This is a genomic window from Chitinophaga sp. YR573 (genome assembly GCF_900110995.1).
Lineage (GTDB): Bacteria > Bacteroidota > Bacteroidia > Chitinophagales > Chitinophagaceae > Chitinophaga.
This window is the reverse complement of the sequence record NZ_FOJF01000001.1, coordinates 2,963,956-2,980,136: the sequence shown is the minus strand read 5'-3', so window position 1 is coordinate 2,980,136 and position 16,181 is coordinate 2,963,956. Positions and strand designations below refer to the sequence as shown.

The following is a 16,181-nucleotide window of genomic DNA, read 5'->3' as shown; positions in this document are numbered from 1 at the left end:
ATCATAAGACTGAATTATAGATAGACCCGGAAGATCCTTAGCCAATAAAAAATTATAATAAAACACCCATTAATTATTAATGAGTTAGGGCGTTCTCATCCTTTCTATTATATATTTTTAATTTGCGATATGACGAGTTTTTAATACCTTCACATGGAACCATGAGAAAACCCTATACATATAAGTATTGTTTTATGAAGAAAGTGCTGCTTTTATTCATTATCATTCTTGCAATGATGACCCCGGCAAGGGCGCAGGATCCGCATTTTTCGCAATTCTTTGCCTCTCCGCTTACCCTGAATCCGGCTTTTACCGGCCTTTTCTCCGGTGACTACCGTGTTTCCGGCAACTACAGGTCTCAGTGGAGAAGCATCTCAACACCATTTACTACAGGTACTGCGGCAATCGACTTCGGCATTCTAAAAAATGCTATTAACTATACAGATATATGGGGTGTTGGTGTAATGGCAATGTATGACAGAACAGGGGGTGGTGCACTCACATCTACTTACCTGAGCTTCAGTACTGCTTATCATAAAGGTCTGGATCCTGAAGGGAATCATACACTAGCTGTTGGTATCCAGGCGACTTATGTACAAAAGCGACTGGACCAGACTAAACTGATGTTCGAAAATCAGATCGATAACAATGGTTATAACCCTGCTCTTCCAAGCGGTGAATCCTTTGCTCATCCTTCTATCTCTTATATAGATCCTAATATCGGTATCCTCTATAACGGTCTTGTTGGAGAATCCTCCAATATCTATCTTGGAACATCCTTCTATCATATCACTCAGCCTACAGAAACTTTCCAGAACGAAAATAACAACCGGTTGACTGCCCGCTGGACAGCTCATGGTGGTGGTTCCTTTCCTGTTGGTATGGGTAACCGTATCCACGTGAGTGCCCTGTACATGAAACAGAGTACCGCTTCTGAGTTTACTTTCGGTGGCGCCTATGGGTTTGACCTGAGCGGTGGTGATGAGGATAATCCCAAAACATTCTACCTGGGTAGCTGGTATCGTTTAAAAGATGCTATTAACCCTTATGTAGGTATGGAAATCAATGGTTTTACTGTAGGTCTCTCCTATGACATGAACGTATCCTCACTGAAACCCGCTTCCAACTACCGCGGTGGTATGGAAATATCAGTGATCTACATTCACAGAAAGAGTGATGGTAACAAGTACAGAACACTCTGCCCTCGATTCTAATCAACTAATTATACCTAAAAAAACCTGCCGGTTGCATCAGCCCGGCAGGTTTTTTATTTCTGCCTTCCACATTTTTTTCTGTTGTTCCACTGATTTTTAGTTACTTACAACCGGATCGATAACCAGAAGGACTAACTAAACCACTAAATACACTCAATTGTTTTCATTCAGAGAAGTACTGGCAGCCGTGCAGGCTTACGGGAAAGCGCATCAGTTTATTATGCAGCATAAATTATGGAAATGGATACTGGTACCCGGTATCCTGTACTGCATATTGTTTATTACGGGAAGTTATTTTGTATGGGGATATTCGGGAGATTTTGTAGAGTATCTCTTTAACCTGTTACCCATCCGTATATGGATTCAGGACCTCGCCAGCAGCTGGATAAGTTTCTTCTTCATCCTGCTGGGATTTTCTATACGGATCGTGTTCCTGTTATTATATTTTTCCTACTATAAATATCTTTTCCTGGTACTGGGATCTCCCCTCTTTGCTTATTTATCAGAGAAAACAGAAGCACTGCTGGACAGGAAGGAATTTCCTTTCAGCATGCAACAGTTTCTAAAAGATATGATGCGGGGGATACGCATTTCCCTACGGAATATGTTATATCAGACTATCTGTGTAATATTCCTCATCATCCTATCCTTTATCCCTGTTGTGGGATGGATAACGCCGCTCATTGCTTTCTTTATAGAATGCTATTTTTATGGTTTTTCTATGATGGATTATAGCTGTGAAAGGCATCAGCTGACTACGAAACAAAGTATTTCCTTTATAAAGGCGCACAGAGGTATGGCACTTGGCAATGGTATGGTATTTTACCTGCTGATGTTTATTCCTGTGCTGGGATGGATAATGGCACCCTCCTATGCTGTTATTGCTGCCACTATTCACTTATCAGATAAACGACTGTTGCATGGAGCCCGTTGGTAAAGTATACCTGATCCCGACTGTATTAAGTCCGGATACATTACATACCATTCCACCGTATGTAACTGCTGCCGTACAGCGGATCAAGGTGTTTTTTGTGGAGAATGAACGTACTGCACGCCGTTATATGAAAGCGCTGGACAGGACTGTCAATATTGATGAAATGCAGTTGCTGCTGATGGATTCGCATAATCCTCCGGATGTGGCGCTGGCAAAGAAGACATTACTGGCCGGGCAGGATATTGGTGTAATCAGTGAAGCAGGATGCCCTGCGATAGCCGACCCGGGGCATTTAGTGGTGAAAGCGGCACATACTATAGACGCACCGGTGATACCCATGGTAGGGCCTAATTCTATCATACTGGCGCTGATGGCTTCGGGCATGAACGGACAGAATTTCCAGTTTGTGGGATACCTGCCGGTGAAACCGGCGGAAAGGATGAAGGCGATTGCTGACCTGGAAGTACAGGCGAATAAGAAGAAACAGACACAGATTTTTATAGAGACCCCTTACAGGAATAATTATATCCTGAAGGATATACTGGCTACCTGTAAAGATCATACGTTACTATGTGTAGCGGCGGATATTACCGGGGCGGAAGAGTACATTCATACACGGACGATCAAGGCCTGGAAACAGACCACATTACCCGAACTGAATAAGAAACCGGCTATTTTTCTCCTGTATGCAGGGGAAGTGGAGTAGGCAAAGTGCGCGGTTAATAGGAAGGAGACAGGAAGGAGCTATGAAGGAGACATGAAGCAGCTATGCTTTAAACATATAAAAAGAGAGGCTGTAATCCAGCCTCTCTTTTTGTATTAATTAGCGTCTTTCATCGATATCACACTATCTACTATAAAATTACTGTAGCCTCTCCAGGGGATAGCTCCCAGGTATTCTTTATAGTGTAACTCTACAAATTTCCCGCTGGCCGTCATCAGCTGCTGCGCGATACGCTCGTCTGCTACTGAAAACTGGAATTCATTTGACTGTAATGCTCCCGGTTGTTTGGAACGGTAGCCAGTCTGAATCAGGCGGCCTTCGTATGTTTTAAATACATAGCCCTTCTGAACAAAGTAATTCAGTTCTCCTGCCTTTACACCACGGCCAAATACGAAGTAGTATTTATAGCCGAAGAAACCAGCCAGAATAACAATAACAGCAAGGGTAATCAATAATAGGAATCTGCGCATAATTATATAAGATTATAGTCCGTATTCGTCTACAAGATAAATTAATGCCGCCATGCTGAATGCACCCAGTTCCAGCTCTCTTTTGTTTACTGCTGCAAATACATCATTGACAGCATGATGTAAATCAAAATAACGCTGGGAATCAGGGAATAGTTCACCCATCGGACATCCTGTTGCCGCACTCAGCTCTCCTACATCCACGCCTCCGCCCACTGCATCAAATTCATAGATATCATATGGCAGGAACAGTGGTGCCCAGGACTTGATCTTTGCTCTCTTTTCTGCTGACATTTCAAAAGAGAAACCTCTTGGTGTAAAGCCACCTGCATCACTTTCCAGTGCAAAGATGTGCTGTTCGTGAGCTGCTTTGGCTAATTCCCCATATTTCTTACCACCACGGGAACCGTTTTCTTCATTGGCAAACAATACGATCCGTATTGTGCGTTTAGGACGGATACCCAGGGCTTTGAAAGCTCTTAATACTTCGATAGACTGTACACAGCCGGTACCATCATCATGTGCACCTTCGTTCACATCCCAGGAATCCAGGTGACCACCTATCGTAATGATTTCCTCCGGGTGTTCAGTACCACGGATTTCCCCGATAACGTTGTGGCCAATTGTGTCAGGTAACATGTGGCAGCTGGTGCGCAGGTACAGTTTTAAATCTGGTTCTCCTTTCAGGCGGCTGCTTAACAGCTCTGCATCCTGCAGGCCCACGGCTACTGCCGGAATCTTAGGGAAGGAGTCGTTATAGGCCATTGCACCGGTGTGCGGGAAGTTATTGGCTCCATGTGTCATAGACCTGAGGATAATGCCTACAGCACCGTATTTAGCGGCACGGCTGGCACCCTGTCCACGATATCTCACAGCTTCTGCGTAAGAATCGAAGGTGCGGACAAAGGCCGGATTAAAGGGATGGTTGTAGAATACGATCTTGCCTTTAATCTTGTCTTTTTTTGCTTCCAGTTCATCGAAAGTAGCAATTTCAATGATGGGGGCTGTGATGCCACCCGGAGCGCTGGCGACTGAATTTCCCAGGGCCAGTACATTTAAAGGTGGAATGAAATCGCGGCGGCGGGAAATGATGCGCACTTCTTCTTTTGCACCACGTACCCAGTGAGGTACCTTACATTCCTGCAGATAGACCGTATCTGCACCGGATTCTTTTAATGTCTTTGCTCCCCATTGTTCGGCTTTCACCATTTGAGGAGACCCTGCCAGGCGACCGCCTACAGTTTGTGTAAGTACTCTCAGCTCTTCGTAAGCCTTACTGTTTGTAAGTACTTCCGTTGCTAACTGACGTAATTTCAATGAATCATTCTCCAATTGTTGCGCACTTGCCGGGAGTGAACAGATCAATAATACCGGCAGCAGGTATTTTCTCATAAGCACAAGTCTAATATTTGGATTTAAAGCTAAATAATTACCGCTGTTATTTCAAATGTGCCGCAAATCATCTAACAAACCGTTAATCCCATTAAACGGCTTAATCATGTTAAAATGTTATAATTTCGTAGTCTGTAATTGAGTAAACAGCGTTATGTGTACAAAGTACCACGCTAAGGGTTAAGTATCAAACAATAAAATATGCGTATAGGAATAGTATGTTATCCTACTTATGGGGGTAGCGGCGTCCTTGCTACGGAGCTGGGCAAAGCACTCGCAGATAAGGGGCATATGGTACATTTTATTACATATCAGCAACCTGTGCGTCTGGGTGCCTTTCATGCCAATATATTTTACCATGAGGTGCAGGTGCCAACTTATCCTCTCTTCGACTTTCCACCATACGAATCTGCCCTGAGCAGCACTATGGTAGATGTGATCATGAATCATCAGCTTGATCTGCTGCATGTACATTATGCCATTCCTCATGCTTCCACTGCTTACCTGGCAAAACAGATTGTAGGTAAACAGGGAAGGATCGTTCCTTTTATCACCACACTGCATGGTACAGACATCACCCTGGTAGGGAAAGATAAGACCTATGCACCAGTGGTAACCTTCTCCATCAACGAATCTGATGCTATTACAGCAGTGTCTAATAACCTGCGGGAAGAGACCTATAAATCATTCCCTATAGAAAAAGATATTGAGGTGATCTACAACTTTGTAGATGTGGAGCGTTTCAAACGCAGAGAACCTGAGCTACAGCAATTCCGTAATGCCATTGCACCTAATGGAGAGAAGATCCTGTTGCATGTATCCAACTTCCGTAAGGTAAAAAGAGTGCCTGATGTGGTGAAGATATTCCGTAAAGTGCGTGAGGAAATGCCTGCTAAATTGTTGCTGGTAGGTGATGGCCCTGACAGACCTGTAATAGAAGGGATGTGCCGTGAATGGAACCTTTGCGGGGATATCCGTTTTGTAGGTAAGCAGGAACAACTGGAAGATGTAATGTCTATCTCCGATCTGTTCATTCTGCCTTCTGAGTATGAAAGTTTTGGATTAGCGGCACTGGAAGCAATGGCGGCACAGGTACCGGTAATATCGTCCAATGCAGGTGGTTTACCCGAAGTGAATATTCATGGACAAACCGGTTATTTAAGCCCTGTAGGTGATGTGAACAGCATGGCAAAATATGCTATACAGCTGCTGAAAGACGATAAGCTGATGTCTATTATGAGACAAGGTGCGCTGGAACAGGCGCAACGTTTTCATATCAGCAATATTATACCGCTATATGAAGCCTTGTATGAAGAGGTGATTAATAAAGCATTAGTGATGTAAAAATTAGGGCTGGTGCTTCGCACCAGCCCTAATTTTTTAAAGGGTTTTTACAGGGCTTCGCCCTACACCCAAGCACCCAAAAGGGAGTATTATTTTCTTCTTATCCAGCTTTCAGGATTCTGTTTGGCAACACCTTTATAGATCTGCAATTCTACTTCTCCCTGGTTTTCCAGTTCGTTGGTACCAGCAGTTCCAATTACCTGTCCGGTATTTACTTTATCTCCTGTTTTTACATTCACTGTCTGTAAGCGAACGTAGTTGGTAAAGTACTGACCATGACGAATGATAACAAGCGCTCCACCACCAGGGATGATTACCACTTTTCTTACTTCTCCCTGGAAGATCGCTCTTACAGCCGCTCCTTTATTGGTGCCGATGATGATACCATCATTCTCTACCGTGATCCTTTCCATTACCGCATGCTGTTGTCTGCCGAAATGACCGATGATATTACCGGAAGTAACAGGCCATGGTAATTTTCCGCGGTTACTTTCAAAGCTTTCCGATAATGCAAGGGCTTCAGGTGTAGCTTCCAGTACGTTTTCTACACGGGCTGGTTTTTCTACTTCTGCAGGCGGCGGTGTTGGCGCCGGTGCAGGTTTGGAAGGTGTTTCAGCAGGTCTCTCCGGCTTGTCCGGTTTATCTGCTACTGCATCATTTGCGGCATTGGCTTTTGCTGCCGCCGCTGCTGCAGCTGCCGCTTTACGGGCTGCCTCCTCACGTCTCTTCTTTTCTTCCAGTGCTTTCCGTTTTGCCAGTGCTTCTTCTTCGGCCTGTTTACGGGCCGCTTCAATTTCACGACGGATTACTACCTGTATCGCTACCTGCACTTTCTGTGCATCTTTCTTATTCTTGTTGATATCTGCTACCAGTTCCTGTTCTCGACCTTTGAGCTGCGTGAGTACCTGGTCTTTTTCTTTCTTATCTGTTTCCAGGATATTGCGTTGTTCCTGTTCTGTTTTCAGTGTACCTGCACGTTTATCTTTCTGATCTCTTAAGTTCTCTATTTTCTTATTCAGCAATACCTGTGTTTCGAGAATATTATCTGCCTGACGGCGACGATAATCCCGGTATTGTTTCAGGTACTGATACCTTTTGATTGCGTCGTTGAAAGTCTGCGAAGAGAAAATAAAGTTGAGCATATCGTAAGTACTGCGGTTTTTATAGGCATATACTACGAGTTGTGCATACTGAGATTTGAGTGTATCCAGATCTTTCTCCAGTGTTTTAATATCACGGTAGGCAGAGTTAATATCTCCGTTTATGAAATTGATCTCTTCATTGATATTATTGATAAGCCGGGTACGCAGTGTGATTTTATCGCGTAAAGCTCTCAGCTGACCAAGGCTTTCGCGGGTAGACTTCTTGGTTACCTTTAATGCTTCATTCGCTTCATCAATCTCTTTCTGTAGCTCTTTTTTCCTATGTTCCAGTTCTTCCCGCGATGGTTGAGTTGCCTGCGCGTTGAGCAGTGCAGGTAGTAAACCTAGTATTAATATAAATGGGAGAAACTTCTTCAAATTCAGCATGATGGTTTTAAAGATAACTGCAAAACAGCAATTTACAAATTTGTGTTCAACAGAAGCGTACTATTCTTTAGAATAACCTGAAGGTATTGTAAATGGAAAACTAACAGGCTGATTGAAATCTACCTTATTAAAATCCATATCTATCTTCGTGAAATTTTTGTCTTCTACAAATACACGGCGACGTGTAGCGAACTTATGTCCATCCTGAGATCTGTATTCACCATAGGTGAGTTCGCAGGAACGTTTATGCGAAGTATCCTTGTCCATCACTTTACTCTGCTGTAACACATAATCATCTGCAAAAACATTAAACAAACTGGTGAATAAAGTACTGTCGCAACTGAATGAAATAACTGCCGGTGTTTTAATCACCTGGTAAATGGAATCCGAGAGGTATACCGGATTACCTATGATTAAATTCTGCAGCGTTTTAAAATCGAATGGAATATTCAGTACATCATTCGCATCTCTTATAGCACGGAGATATTGTTTTTTATGAAACTTGTCTATTGCTTTGAGGCTGTCCGGAGTAATAATGGCGCGTGCTACTTCACCAATTACGGGAAGAGAAGCAGAGATCCAGATGATACTGTCTTTCTGCATACGGATAACAGCGCTGATGCCAGCCATTTGTTTTGCTTCACTTTCAAAATCTACTTTCAGTTTAGCAGAAAAGGTATTAAAATCGATGATGTTACTACGGATTTTAGACAGCATGTTTATATTGAAAGCGGTAGCTTCTGCGATTGCGCTGCTGTCGAGGGTGGCGGTGGTATTATTGTGAGAGGTATCCGTTACAGGAAAAGCAGAACGCTCTATATGGCGTGCGTGCCTGCATGAAAACATTCCCGTGCTTATGATACCCAAAGTAATTAGTGCTAGTGTTTGCTTCATCATGTTCTTTATTCTGTTATTCTCTTTCTGTAGCCAGGATGTACCGCTTTTCTGCTATTTTGCGCGCTAGTCCTACAGAAGTTGCCCCTTTTTCTTTTGCCAGTTGCCAGTATTCCATTGCTTTTTCCACTTCATGCAGGTTAAACAGAATGTCTCCGTAATGTTCCAGCATATTGGGGTTTTGCATGGCGTCTTTAGCCTGCAAGGCTTTCTCCATCCATTGTTTTGCCTGATCGTATTTTCCAAGCCGGAACAGTACCCATGCATATGTATCCATGTAATTGGTACTTGCAGGTTCCAGTTCCAGAGAGCGGCGTGACATCTCTTCTGCTTTGTTCAGTTGTTCGCCACGCAGGGAAAGGTAGTAGCTGTAATTATTTAGTACAGTGGCATCGTTCGGCGTAATTGCCAGGGCACGGTCGTAGCTACTGTCCGACTGTGAATGCTGTCCTGTGGCATGGTAGGCATCTCCCAACAGAGAGTATACATCTGCTTTCATGCCTTTTTCTGCCTTATTGGCCATCAATGCACTGTTGAGAGCGTCTATTGCAGCCGGATAATTTTGTAGCAAAAAGTCAGCCACGCCTTTGAAATAGTGGCCCATAAATTCCTGTGGGAACTTTTGAGCGACTATTGTACTCACTTTCAATAAGTTATTAGGATCTTCCCTGCGGGAATAAATCCACATCAGCTGGTACCATACGGTGTAACGTGTGGAATCCAGCGTCACAGCCTTGTTATAGTCCATGAGGGCGCTGTCCAGTTGTCCTGCCTGGGAATACATATCTGCCTGTAAGGCGTATGCTTTGGCCTCTTCCGGGTGAGCCTGGATGACCAATTGTGCCAGCTGCAGGCCTTCCTTTAGCTTGGAGCTGTCTACCTCCTGCATTTGCAGGTAAGGGTACACATAAGCTACTTTTTCATCGATGCTATATTCCGGATTGGCAAAAGCACGGGTAAGGTATGCCCAGTATTCTTTGTAATTGCCTTCCTTTTTAGCATAACCGGCTAATGCGATCAATGCACGCGGGTTGCTGGAATCCAGTCCGAGTGCAGTATTATAGATGGCTTTGGCTTCGTCCGTACGGTCATTGGCATTATAAATATCTCCCAGTACCAGGTAAAAACGTGTTTCACCGGGGTTCTGGTTGATGAGTTTCTGAATTTCTGCGGCAGCATCATCTACCCTGTCCAGTTTGAGCAGCAGGCGCTGTTTCTGATAGGCCAGTTCTTCCACGACACCTGTTTTTTGTTCCAGCTGGTCGAAAACGTCCAGGGCTGCGGAGTTCTTCTCTGCTTTGGCCAGGAACATTCCTTTGTTGTAAAGGTATTCGTCGTTGGAAGGATATCTTTTTGAAAGATGGTCATAGACGTTGGCCGCACTATCATACATACTGTTTACCCCGAATGCATCTGCCAGGGTAATCTGGAACCATTTATTGGAAGTATCCAGACTGGCAGCACGACGGGCAAAGCCCAGTGCATATCCGGGATTATGTACTTCCACAAAAAGGCGGGAGAGTTCGTAATAGGCAGTCGGATTGTTCTTTTTGAGACGCAGATAGTCTGAGAACTGGGTGATAGCCGTACGGTAATCACCTAATATTTTAGAACGTTGTGCGGCGAAGAAGATACTATCTGCTCTTTGTTCCAGGAGTGCCGGATCTTTGATATAGATACGGGGCGGGGTAAAAGCAGTCGTTTTTTTAGGTGTGCGGCATGAAAAGAGAACGGCAAAAAGCAACAGGGGCATGGAAATACGCATCACGCATCTAAAGTATGACCTGGCTCTGTTGATTCCTTCTATTCTCCTTATGCTCATATTTAAGATTTTCCTGTGTGTCCAAACCCGCCGGTACCGCGTTCTGTATCGGTAAGCAGCTCTACTGTTTCCAGGCGGGCCTGCACAAATGGTGCGATAATCATCTGTGCAATTCTTTCTCCGGGTGCGATGGCCTGGGGTTCGTTGGACAAATTAATCATAATGATCTTAATCTCTCCCCTATAATCAGCATCAATTGTGCCTGGCGTATTCAAAAGGGTGAGTCCCTGCTTGATAGCCAGACCACTGCGGGGCCTTATCTGCGCTTCATAACCGGAAGGCAGTTCCATAAATAAGCCGGTAGGTACCAGTACTCTTTCGAGTGGTTGCAGCGAAATAGCTGTTTCCAGGTTGGCACGCAGGTCCATACCTGCCGCATCTGCCGTGGCATAAGCTGGCAGAGGATTAGCGGATTTATTGATGATTTTTACTGAAATAGCAGCCATTGGGCAAAGATATTCTAATTAGTTAATAGTGTTATTTTTCCAGGAGCACAGTTGCATAGGCCACTACTCCCTCTTCCCGGCCAACAAAGCCCAGTTTTTCGGTGGTGGTAGCTTTGATGGAAACATCTTCTATGGTTAGACCAAGAATACGGGCAATAGTTTCCTGCATCTGCGATACATAGGGCTTTATTTTAGGGGCCTGTAAACAAAGGGTACTATCAATATTCACTACCTGGTATCCTTTCCCAGCCACCAGCTCCATGGTACGTTGTAACAGGATTTTGCTGTCTATGTTCTTGTAAGTGTTATCCGTATCAGGAAAATGCACCCCTATATCTCCCAGGGCAAGGGCTCCCAGCATGGCATCGCAGATAGCGTGCAGCAGAACGTCTGCATCACTATGGCCCAGGGCCCCTTTATGATGTGGTACTAAAACTCCTCCTAACCAAAAATCGCGGCCTTCTACCAGCTGATGAAAATCCACTCCCGACCCGATACGCAGTTTACTCATGATAAAATATGTCTATTAGAAATGAAGATAAGCTCTAAATTAAAAATCCTCCGGAAATATCCGGAGGATTTAAACATTTTAAAAAAATATTAACTATTTAAGTTTCAGGCATATTACCAGGTAGCGCCGCCATCACCTTCATCCTGATGACCAAGATCGAAGATCAGCGTGAATCGCAGGGTATTGGACAGCGGGTTACGCTGGATACCGTTTCCTGAAGGAACGAGGTAAGAGAAGTTCAGTCCGAACATGTTGTACTTAACACCCACACCGGCAGTAGCGTATTTACGGTTGCCTTTGTTTTTGTTCTCGTAGAAATAACCGAGCCTTACAGCAAACATATCGTTGTAGGTGTATTCACCACCTGCAGATACCGTGAATTCCTCTAATTCTTCCTTAAAACCACCCGGTGCATCCCCAAAAGAGGAGAACATACCCTGTAAAGTACCTTTTTCGCGGTATTTACCGAGGCTGTCCGGAGTAGGTACCATCAGTTTGTTCACATCAGCGGTAAGCATGATTTTATTGGTTTCATCCAGGCCAAAGGTATAGGCAGTACCTAAACCGAAGTTAGTAGGGATGAAATCCTTATTGGTAGCAGAAGAAGTATAAGAGATTTTGGTACCCATGTTGGTCAGTGCAAGACCTACATTCCAGGTATTTACTGTTCCATTTTCTTTTTCGTATTCTTTCGTGTAGAACAGGGAAACGTCTGCAGCAAAAGCGGTACCTGGTTTGATTACACGACCGCCAACTTCGCCACTGGCAAGGTTAGAATAAATGTAACGGCCAGCCAGTGCTATAGAGAAGTTATCTGATAATTTACGGGAGTAACCGGCATCGAATGCAAACTCACGTGGGTGATAATCGTAAGTAGGCTGACCAGTAACATCTGTAAAATTGATGGTACCAAGGGAGAAGTAACGCAGGGACCCGGATACGGCCTGCATTTCATCCATCTGGTAGTACCCTGCTATTGTAGCCAGGAATACATCATTTACCAGCTCTTTCAGCCATGGAGTATAAGTAACGGATACCGCAGAACGGCTTTTTGCAAAAGGAATCTTAGCCTGATTCCAGTAAATGGAGTTGGCGTCGGGTGAGGTGGCAACACCTGCATCCCCCATTGCACCGGCACGGGCATCTGGTGAAATACGCAGAAAAGGTACGGCGGTATTAATGGTATTGGTACGACCATCAACGCTACCGCTGGTGATTTGAGCTACAGCAGAGAAACCAGTTGTAAGGCAACAAATAAGAAAAAGGTTTACAGTTACCTTTCGTATCATGTAATTGTACATGCAGTTGTGTTTAGAACGAGATGTAAAAATAGTTCGATTTTTAATATATACAAGATCAGGGGCCTGGTAAGGGACATTGCGCGAAACTAATTTATTCTTTTGATGCATAGGTTATAATAGAATTACTTTTCCACCTAAAAATTGTGTTTTTCCATTCGCTTTTACCATTATGCTATAAATATAGATCCCAGGTGACAGTATGGAACCGGCATCATTGGTGCCATCCCAATATGCCCCTACATAACGGCTCCCCGAAGCATTTATTGTATGATGAATAATTTTTACTTGTCGTCCTTCTATCGTATAGATCCTCACTGTAACGTCCAGTTCCCGCCCCTGTTGATTGTGTGTAAACGTAAAATTTGTCTGATTATGAAAAGGATTGGGGAAGCAACCTGCCTGTTGAACTACCATTTCACTGCCATTTATTACCTTAAAGTGCAGGGTGGCGGTCCCTGAATTATTATAGGTATCCCAGGCTTTGATTGAAAGTGTATGCGTTCCGGAAGGTAATCCATACAGGGGGAAATTTACCTTTCCTGCTTTATAGCCATCCAGTTCTGCCTCAAAAAAATTATTCAGGATGTAGTACTGATCAGGGTCGTTATCCAGGGTTGCTACCATATCATGACCAATGCCATACCCGGTGGTATTGAGACCATGATCATCGTACAGGTTTAATAACAGTACAGGATTCTCTCCTGTAATGTCTCCATCTCTAAAGTATTCATTGTCAAGGTATGCTTTAATATCCGGTCCCTGCGTATCTTCTGCGGCAGTAGTATCTGTACCCCCTACCCTGAATGCCGAATATACCCCTCCGGCAGCTGTAACCCCGTTGGTCCCATAGTAACTGATGCTACTGGGTTCCCCTGCCTGGTAATTAATATCTGCGGGTACAACGAAGGTGAAAGTAAATTTACCAGCTGTGATGGTCTGGGACCCACGGTAAAGGATATTCCGTTGCTGATAGAATCCTGTTTTAGTACTTCCCGCATCGTTGGCCCGTGTATATTGTAAAGCGGGTGCATCGTATACAGTAGGGTATACGATACCATTATACGTGTTCTGCGGCATACCCTGTTCATCTTCCAGATGACCTGAAACGGTATATTGGCCTAACGCTTTGAGCGTATCTCCGTTTATGGAATCAGTGACTACATGATATTTAGGGAAGGCCAGTGTCAGCGCCGGATCTCCGAGCAGCTGGAACTTCCTGTTATTCGGAATATCGCTGTAAGTGGCATAGGTGAGGTTTTTGGACCTCATGGCAGCCTCTCCCAGGGTAGGCATACTGCCGTCTGCATCTGGTGTTAATAATGCCTGCAGGTAGTTGGCATTCAGTACTTTATTGGAAGCGGCAAATACGGCACGGGTGGTAGTCATTAAGGCAATGCCACCACCATTTTCCTGTAGCAGGATTTGTTCTCCCAGGGAAGTGTAGGCAGGGTTGTCGAAAGGGGCAAAGTCGCAGGTAGCTGTGATGAACAGGGGCAGTTTAGTGCCGTTCTTCCAGGTATCCAGTGAGCTTTCATCTACGACTACTTCTTCTGCCAGGCGGGAATAGCTACCATGGCCAGTATAGTTCCAGATCAGCGTACCGTTGTAAATATCTTCTGCAATGGCGGTATTGACGGCCGGATAACGGCTGCCACCGGCATCAGATATTTTAGGGTAGGCATCCAGGTAGATTTTATTGACTCTGCCGGCAGGCCATTGCTGTTGTGCAATGTTGCTCATGTACTCCGCATCTTCCAGATGAAGGTTGTTGTCTCCATCGTCTGCCACGAAGGTGATATGCTGTTGCCAGCGGCCGAAATTGGTGTTATCGTAATAGTGAATGATCTTGTCTACCAGGATTTCCGCATCGGACGCTTTTTGTGCCGGCAGCCGGCCAATGCCTATTTTCAAGAGGTTCTGACTGCCGTTATCATTGATATCGTTATCGAAGAATCCGAAAAAATCATCTGAAGGGTAGGCATTGATAGGATCAGTAGAGATAGTGCTTTGCCAGGTAGGCACCATGTTGGTGCTGTGTTTATAATCATAGGAAGCATCTCCGAATAATAGTAAATACTGAAGGCTCCCTTTATCGTAACACATTTTCGTGAAGTCTCTTATGGCAGTAGGATCTGGTGATCCTGAGGCGAATTCGTTATAGATATCGTTGACAGTAACCACTTTCACGGTTAGTCCATCATGAGCGGTATGCCATGCTGCCAGGCGACTGGCAGCTCCCATCAAAGCCGGCGTAGTGACAATCAACATATTCACACCACTGATGTCGTGCAGGTCCTGATTTGGTACCATGCCTATAAATGCAGGCTGCCCGAAACCCTGATTACTGAAGGCCACGTATTCGTGCAGGGAAGTATTGCTGCGCGAGAAAGATAAGGAGCTGCCGCTAAGGCGGGTCTTTACGATTACGGGCTGTAAAGGATCGGTGAGGTCCCAGACCTGCGTTTGATCCGTAGCGTTGCTGAGGGTAAATTGAACAGTTTGCCCGATGCTGCCGGCATCTCTGAAGAAAAGTGGTTCCTGAGATATTTGCAGCGGGCAACGGGCCTGCACCCTGATATAGTCCAGCCATCCCTGCCCATCGCTGCTGCCGGGTGTAAAGCGCAGGGTGACAGGGACACTACTGCCTGATGGAGTAGCGGAAAAGCTACCTGAAGCGGTGGATGCAAAGGATTCAAAGATGTTGCCGCTGATAGGTGTTAAGGATAATTTCCCGATGGCGCTGCCATTGGCTTCTATAGAGAAGCTGGCAGAACTGAGTCCCCTGGCCGCTACACGAGAGCCTATAGTAAGCGATGTGGGGGTGGATGGCAGGGAGAAGCTGATGGTACGTACCGGTTGTACATTACTGAATACGGTTCCCCACCATTGTTTCCCACTGCTTAAGAAGTTGATGCTATCGTTTTCGTAGAAGGCGTGGTAATCGAATGAGTTGACAGAGGCAGTGGCAGCGGGTTCGCTGTTATCTGCTGTGATACGTTTTCCTTCAGTAGTGCCTATGTTCAGGAAATAATAAGCGGTATCGCTGTAAAGGTTGGCAGTGTGGGTATAGTTGCCGGCCTGGTAAACCCAGCTATGGGGGCCGGGGGCATAAAAAAGCAGGTAATCTGAGCCATTTAGTATGCCATCTCCCCCATCTTCAATAATTATTCCTACTTCCGGTATATCATCATAGCGGGAAATTGCGTTATTCTCTGGAAGCATTTGTCCGCCGGAGCCAAATAGTCTTATACCTGATGATTGAATGGCGCTGGTACTGATGCCCATGGCGGCTAACCGGGCAACATCTATTTTATAGATTCCCTGTTTGGTAACTGCCAGTTTATACCAGTTTCCTGATGCCAGTACGGAGTGAGGTTTGCCTGTACCATCCTTAGCTATTACCGGTAGTATCCGGCAACAGATAAAGAGTAAGCAGCTGAGGCAAAAAAATTTCATACCGGCAATTTGAACAAACATAATAAAATTAAAGTATATTTATCTGCTGAAATCGACCAACTGTTTGATTACTTGCGAAAAAGGGGGTGAATGTGGCTGAAATAAGTAATATTAACTTAATGTGTAGGCGACCAAAATCTTTTAGAG

13 protein-coding genes are annotated in these 16,181 nt (G+C 44.8%); 4 read left to right on the top strand and 9 right to left on the bottom strand.

Annotated elements, in window-relative coordinates; genetic code table 11:
* Positions 1-194 precede the first annotated feature (194 nt).
* The 3 genes from BMW86_RS12605 to BMW86_RS12595 all read left to right on the top strand — a co-directional run bounded on the left by BMW86_RS12605 (position 195) and on the right by BMW86_RS12595 (position 2,854).
* Positions 195-1,214 carry a PorP/SprF family type IX secretion system membrane protein gene (locus BMW86_RS12605; protein WP_177189245.1) on the top strand — a complete coding sequence of 340 codons (1,020 nt, stop codon included), beginning with the start codon at positions 195-197 and terminating at the stop codon, positions 1,212-1,214.
* Positions 1,215-1,371: 157 nt separating this feature from the next.
* Positions 1,372-2,151 carry an EI24 domain-containing protein gene (locus tag BMW86_RS12600; protein ID WP_089782115.1) on the top strand — a complete coding sequence of 260 codons (780 nt, stop codon included), beginning with the start codon at positions 1,372-1,374 and terminating at the stop codon, positions 2,149-2,151.
* Positions 2,135-2,854 (top strand): SAM-dependent methyltransferase, encoded by a 720-nt coding sequence (locus BMW86_RS12595; RefSeq protein WP_089782114.1) that lies wholly within the window; start codon positions 2,135-2,137, stop codon positions 2,852-2,854. Before BMW86_RS12600 ends, BMW86_RS12595 begins: the two co-directional genes overlap by 17 nt.
* 113 nt (positions 2,855-2,967) lie before the next feature.
* Here BMW86_RS12595 and BMW86_RS12590 read toward each other — a convergent pair whose 3' ends face one another.
* Both BMW86_RS12590 and BMW86_RS12585 read right to left on the bottom strand, forming a co-directional pair.
* On the bottom strand, positions 2,968-3,342 hold the full coding sequence (locus BMW86_RS12590) for a hypothetical protein (RefSeq protein WP_089782113.1): 375 nt from the start codon (positions 3,340-3,342) through the stop codon (positions 2,968-2,970).
* Positions 3,343-3,354: 12 nt separating this feature from the next.
* Entirely contained in the window at positions 3,355-4,731 is a 1,377-nt protein-coding gene (locus BMW86_RS12585) for a M20/M25/M40 family metallo-hydrolase (protein WP_089782112.1), read from the bottom strand.
* Between the two features lie 201 nt (positions 4,732-4,932).
* On the opposite strand from BMW86_RS12585, the gene bshA reads away from it, so the two are divergent.
* Positions 4,933-6,075 carry an N-acetyl-alpha-D-glucosaminyl L-malate synthase BshA gene (bshA, locus tag BMW86_RS12580; RefSeq protein ID WP_089782111.1) on the top strand — a complete coding sequence of 381 codons (1,143 nt, stop codon included), beginning with the start codon at positions 4,933-4,935 and terminating at the stop codon, positions 6,073-6,075.
* 89 nt (positions 6,076-6,164) lie between these two features.
* On the opposite strand, the gene BMW86_RS12575 is transcribed toward bshA, so the two are convergent.
* From BMW86_RS12575 to porU, 7 genes are all read right to left on the bottom strand, one after another.
* The gene (locus BMW86_RS12575) at positions 6,165-7,595 is read right to left on the bottom strand and encodes a murein hydrolase activator EnvC family protein (protein WP_177189244.1); all 1,431 of its coding nucleotides are present in this window, start codon (positions 7,593-7,595) and stop codon (positions 6,165-6,167) included.
* Positions 7,596-7,664: 69 nt separating this feature from the next.
* The gene (locus BMW86_RS12570; protein WP_177189243.1) at positions 7,665-8,450 is read right to left on the bottom strand and encodes a lipoprotein insertase outer membrane protein LolB1; all 786 of its coding nucleotides are present in this window, start codon (positions 8,448-8,450) and stop codon (positions 7,665-7,667) included.
* 64 nt (positions 8,451-8,514) lie between these two features.
* Complete coding sequence (locus BMW86_RS12565) at positions 8,515-10,320, bottom strand: tetratricopeptide repeat protein (RefSeq protein WP_089782108.1); 1,806 nt, start codon at positions 10,318-10,320, stop codon at positions 8,515-8,517.
* A gap of 2 nt (positions 10,321-10,322) precedes the next feature.
* Positions 10,323-10,766, bottom strand: coding sequence for a dUTP diphosphatase (gene dut, locus BMW86_RS12560; RefSeq protein ID WP_089782107.1), 444 nt, complete (start codon positions 10,764-10,766; stop codon positions 10,323-10,325).
* Between the two features lie 31 nt (positions 10,767-10,797).
* Positions 10,798-11,277 (bottom strand): 2-C-methyl-D-erythritol 2,4-cyclodiphosphate synthase, encoded by a 480-nt coding sequence (gene ispF, locus BMW86_RS12555; protein ID WP_089782106.1) that lies wholly within the window; start codon positions 11,275-11,277, stop codon positions 10,798-10,800.
* Positions 11,278-11,390: 113 nt separating this feature from the next.
* A complete protein-coding gene (gene porV, locus BMW86_RS12550; RefSeq protein WP_255372909.1) occupies positions 11,391-12,566 on the bottom strand; it encodes a type IX secretion system outer membrane channel protein PorV in 1,176 nt (391 codons plus the stop codon).
* 123 nt (positions 12,567-12,689) lie between these two features.
* A complete protein-coding gene (porU, locus tag BMW86_RS12545; RefSeq protein ID WP_177189242.1) occupies positions 12,690-16,034 on the bottom strand; it encodes a type IX secretion system sortase PorU in 3,345 nt (1,114 codons plus the stop codon).
* Positions 16,035-16,181 lie beyond the last annotated feature (147 nt).

Excerpts from the sequence above, each read along its gene's own strand:
- BMW86_RS12605 (WP_177189245.1), top strand. The coding sequence starts at position 195 with ATGAAGAAAGTGCTGCTTTTATTCATTATCATTCTTGCAATGATGACC.
- BMW86_RS12595 (WP_089782114.1), top strand. The coding sequence starts at position 2,135 with ATGGAGCCCGTTGGTAAAGTATACCTGATCCCGACTGTATTAAGTCCG.
- BMW86_RS12590 (WP_089782113.1), bottom strand. The coding sequence starts at position 3,342 with ATGCGCAGATTCCTATTATTGATTACCCTTGCTGTTATTGTTATTCTG.
- BMW86_RS12585 (WP_089782112.1), bottom strand. The coding sequence starts at position 4,731 with ATGAGAAAATACCTGCTGCCGGTATTATTGATCTGTTCACTCCCGGCA.
- bshA (WP_089782111.1), top strand. The coding sequence starts at position 4,933 with ATGCGTATAGGAATAGTATGTTATCCTACTTATGGGGGTAGCGGCGTC.
- BMW86_RS12570 (WP_177189243.1), bottom strand. The coding sequence starts at position 8,450 with ATGTTTTCATGCAGGCACGCACGCCATATAGAGCGTTCTGCTTTTCCT.
- BMW86_RS12565 (WP_089782108.1), bottom strand. The coding sequence starts at position 10,320 with ATGAGCATAAGGAGAATAGAAGGAATCAACAGAGCCAGGTCATACTTT.
- dut (WP_089782107.1), bottom strand. The coding sequence starts at position 10,766 with ATGGCTGCTATTTCAGTAAAAATCATCAATAAATCCGCTAATCCTCTG.
- ispF (WP_089782106.1), bottom strand. The coding sequence starts at position 11,277 with ATGAGTAAACTGCGTATCGGGTCGGGAGTGGATTTTCATCAGCTGGTA.
- porV (WP_255372909.1), bottom strand. The coding sequence starts at position 12,566 with ATGATACGAAAGGTAACTGTAAACCTTTTTCTTATTTGTTGCCTTACA.
- porU (WP_177189242.1), bottom strand. The coding sequence starts at position 16,034 with ATGAAATTTTTTTGCCTCAGCTGCTTACTCTTTATCTGTTGCCGGATA.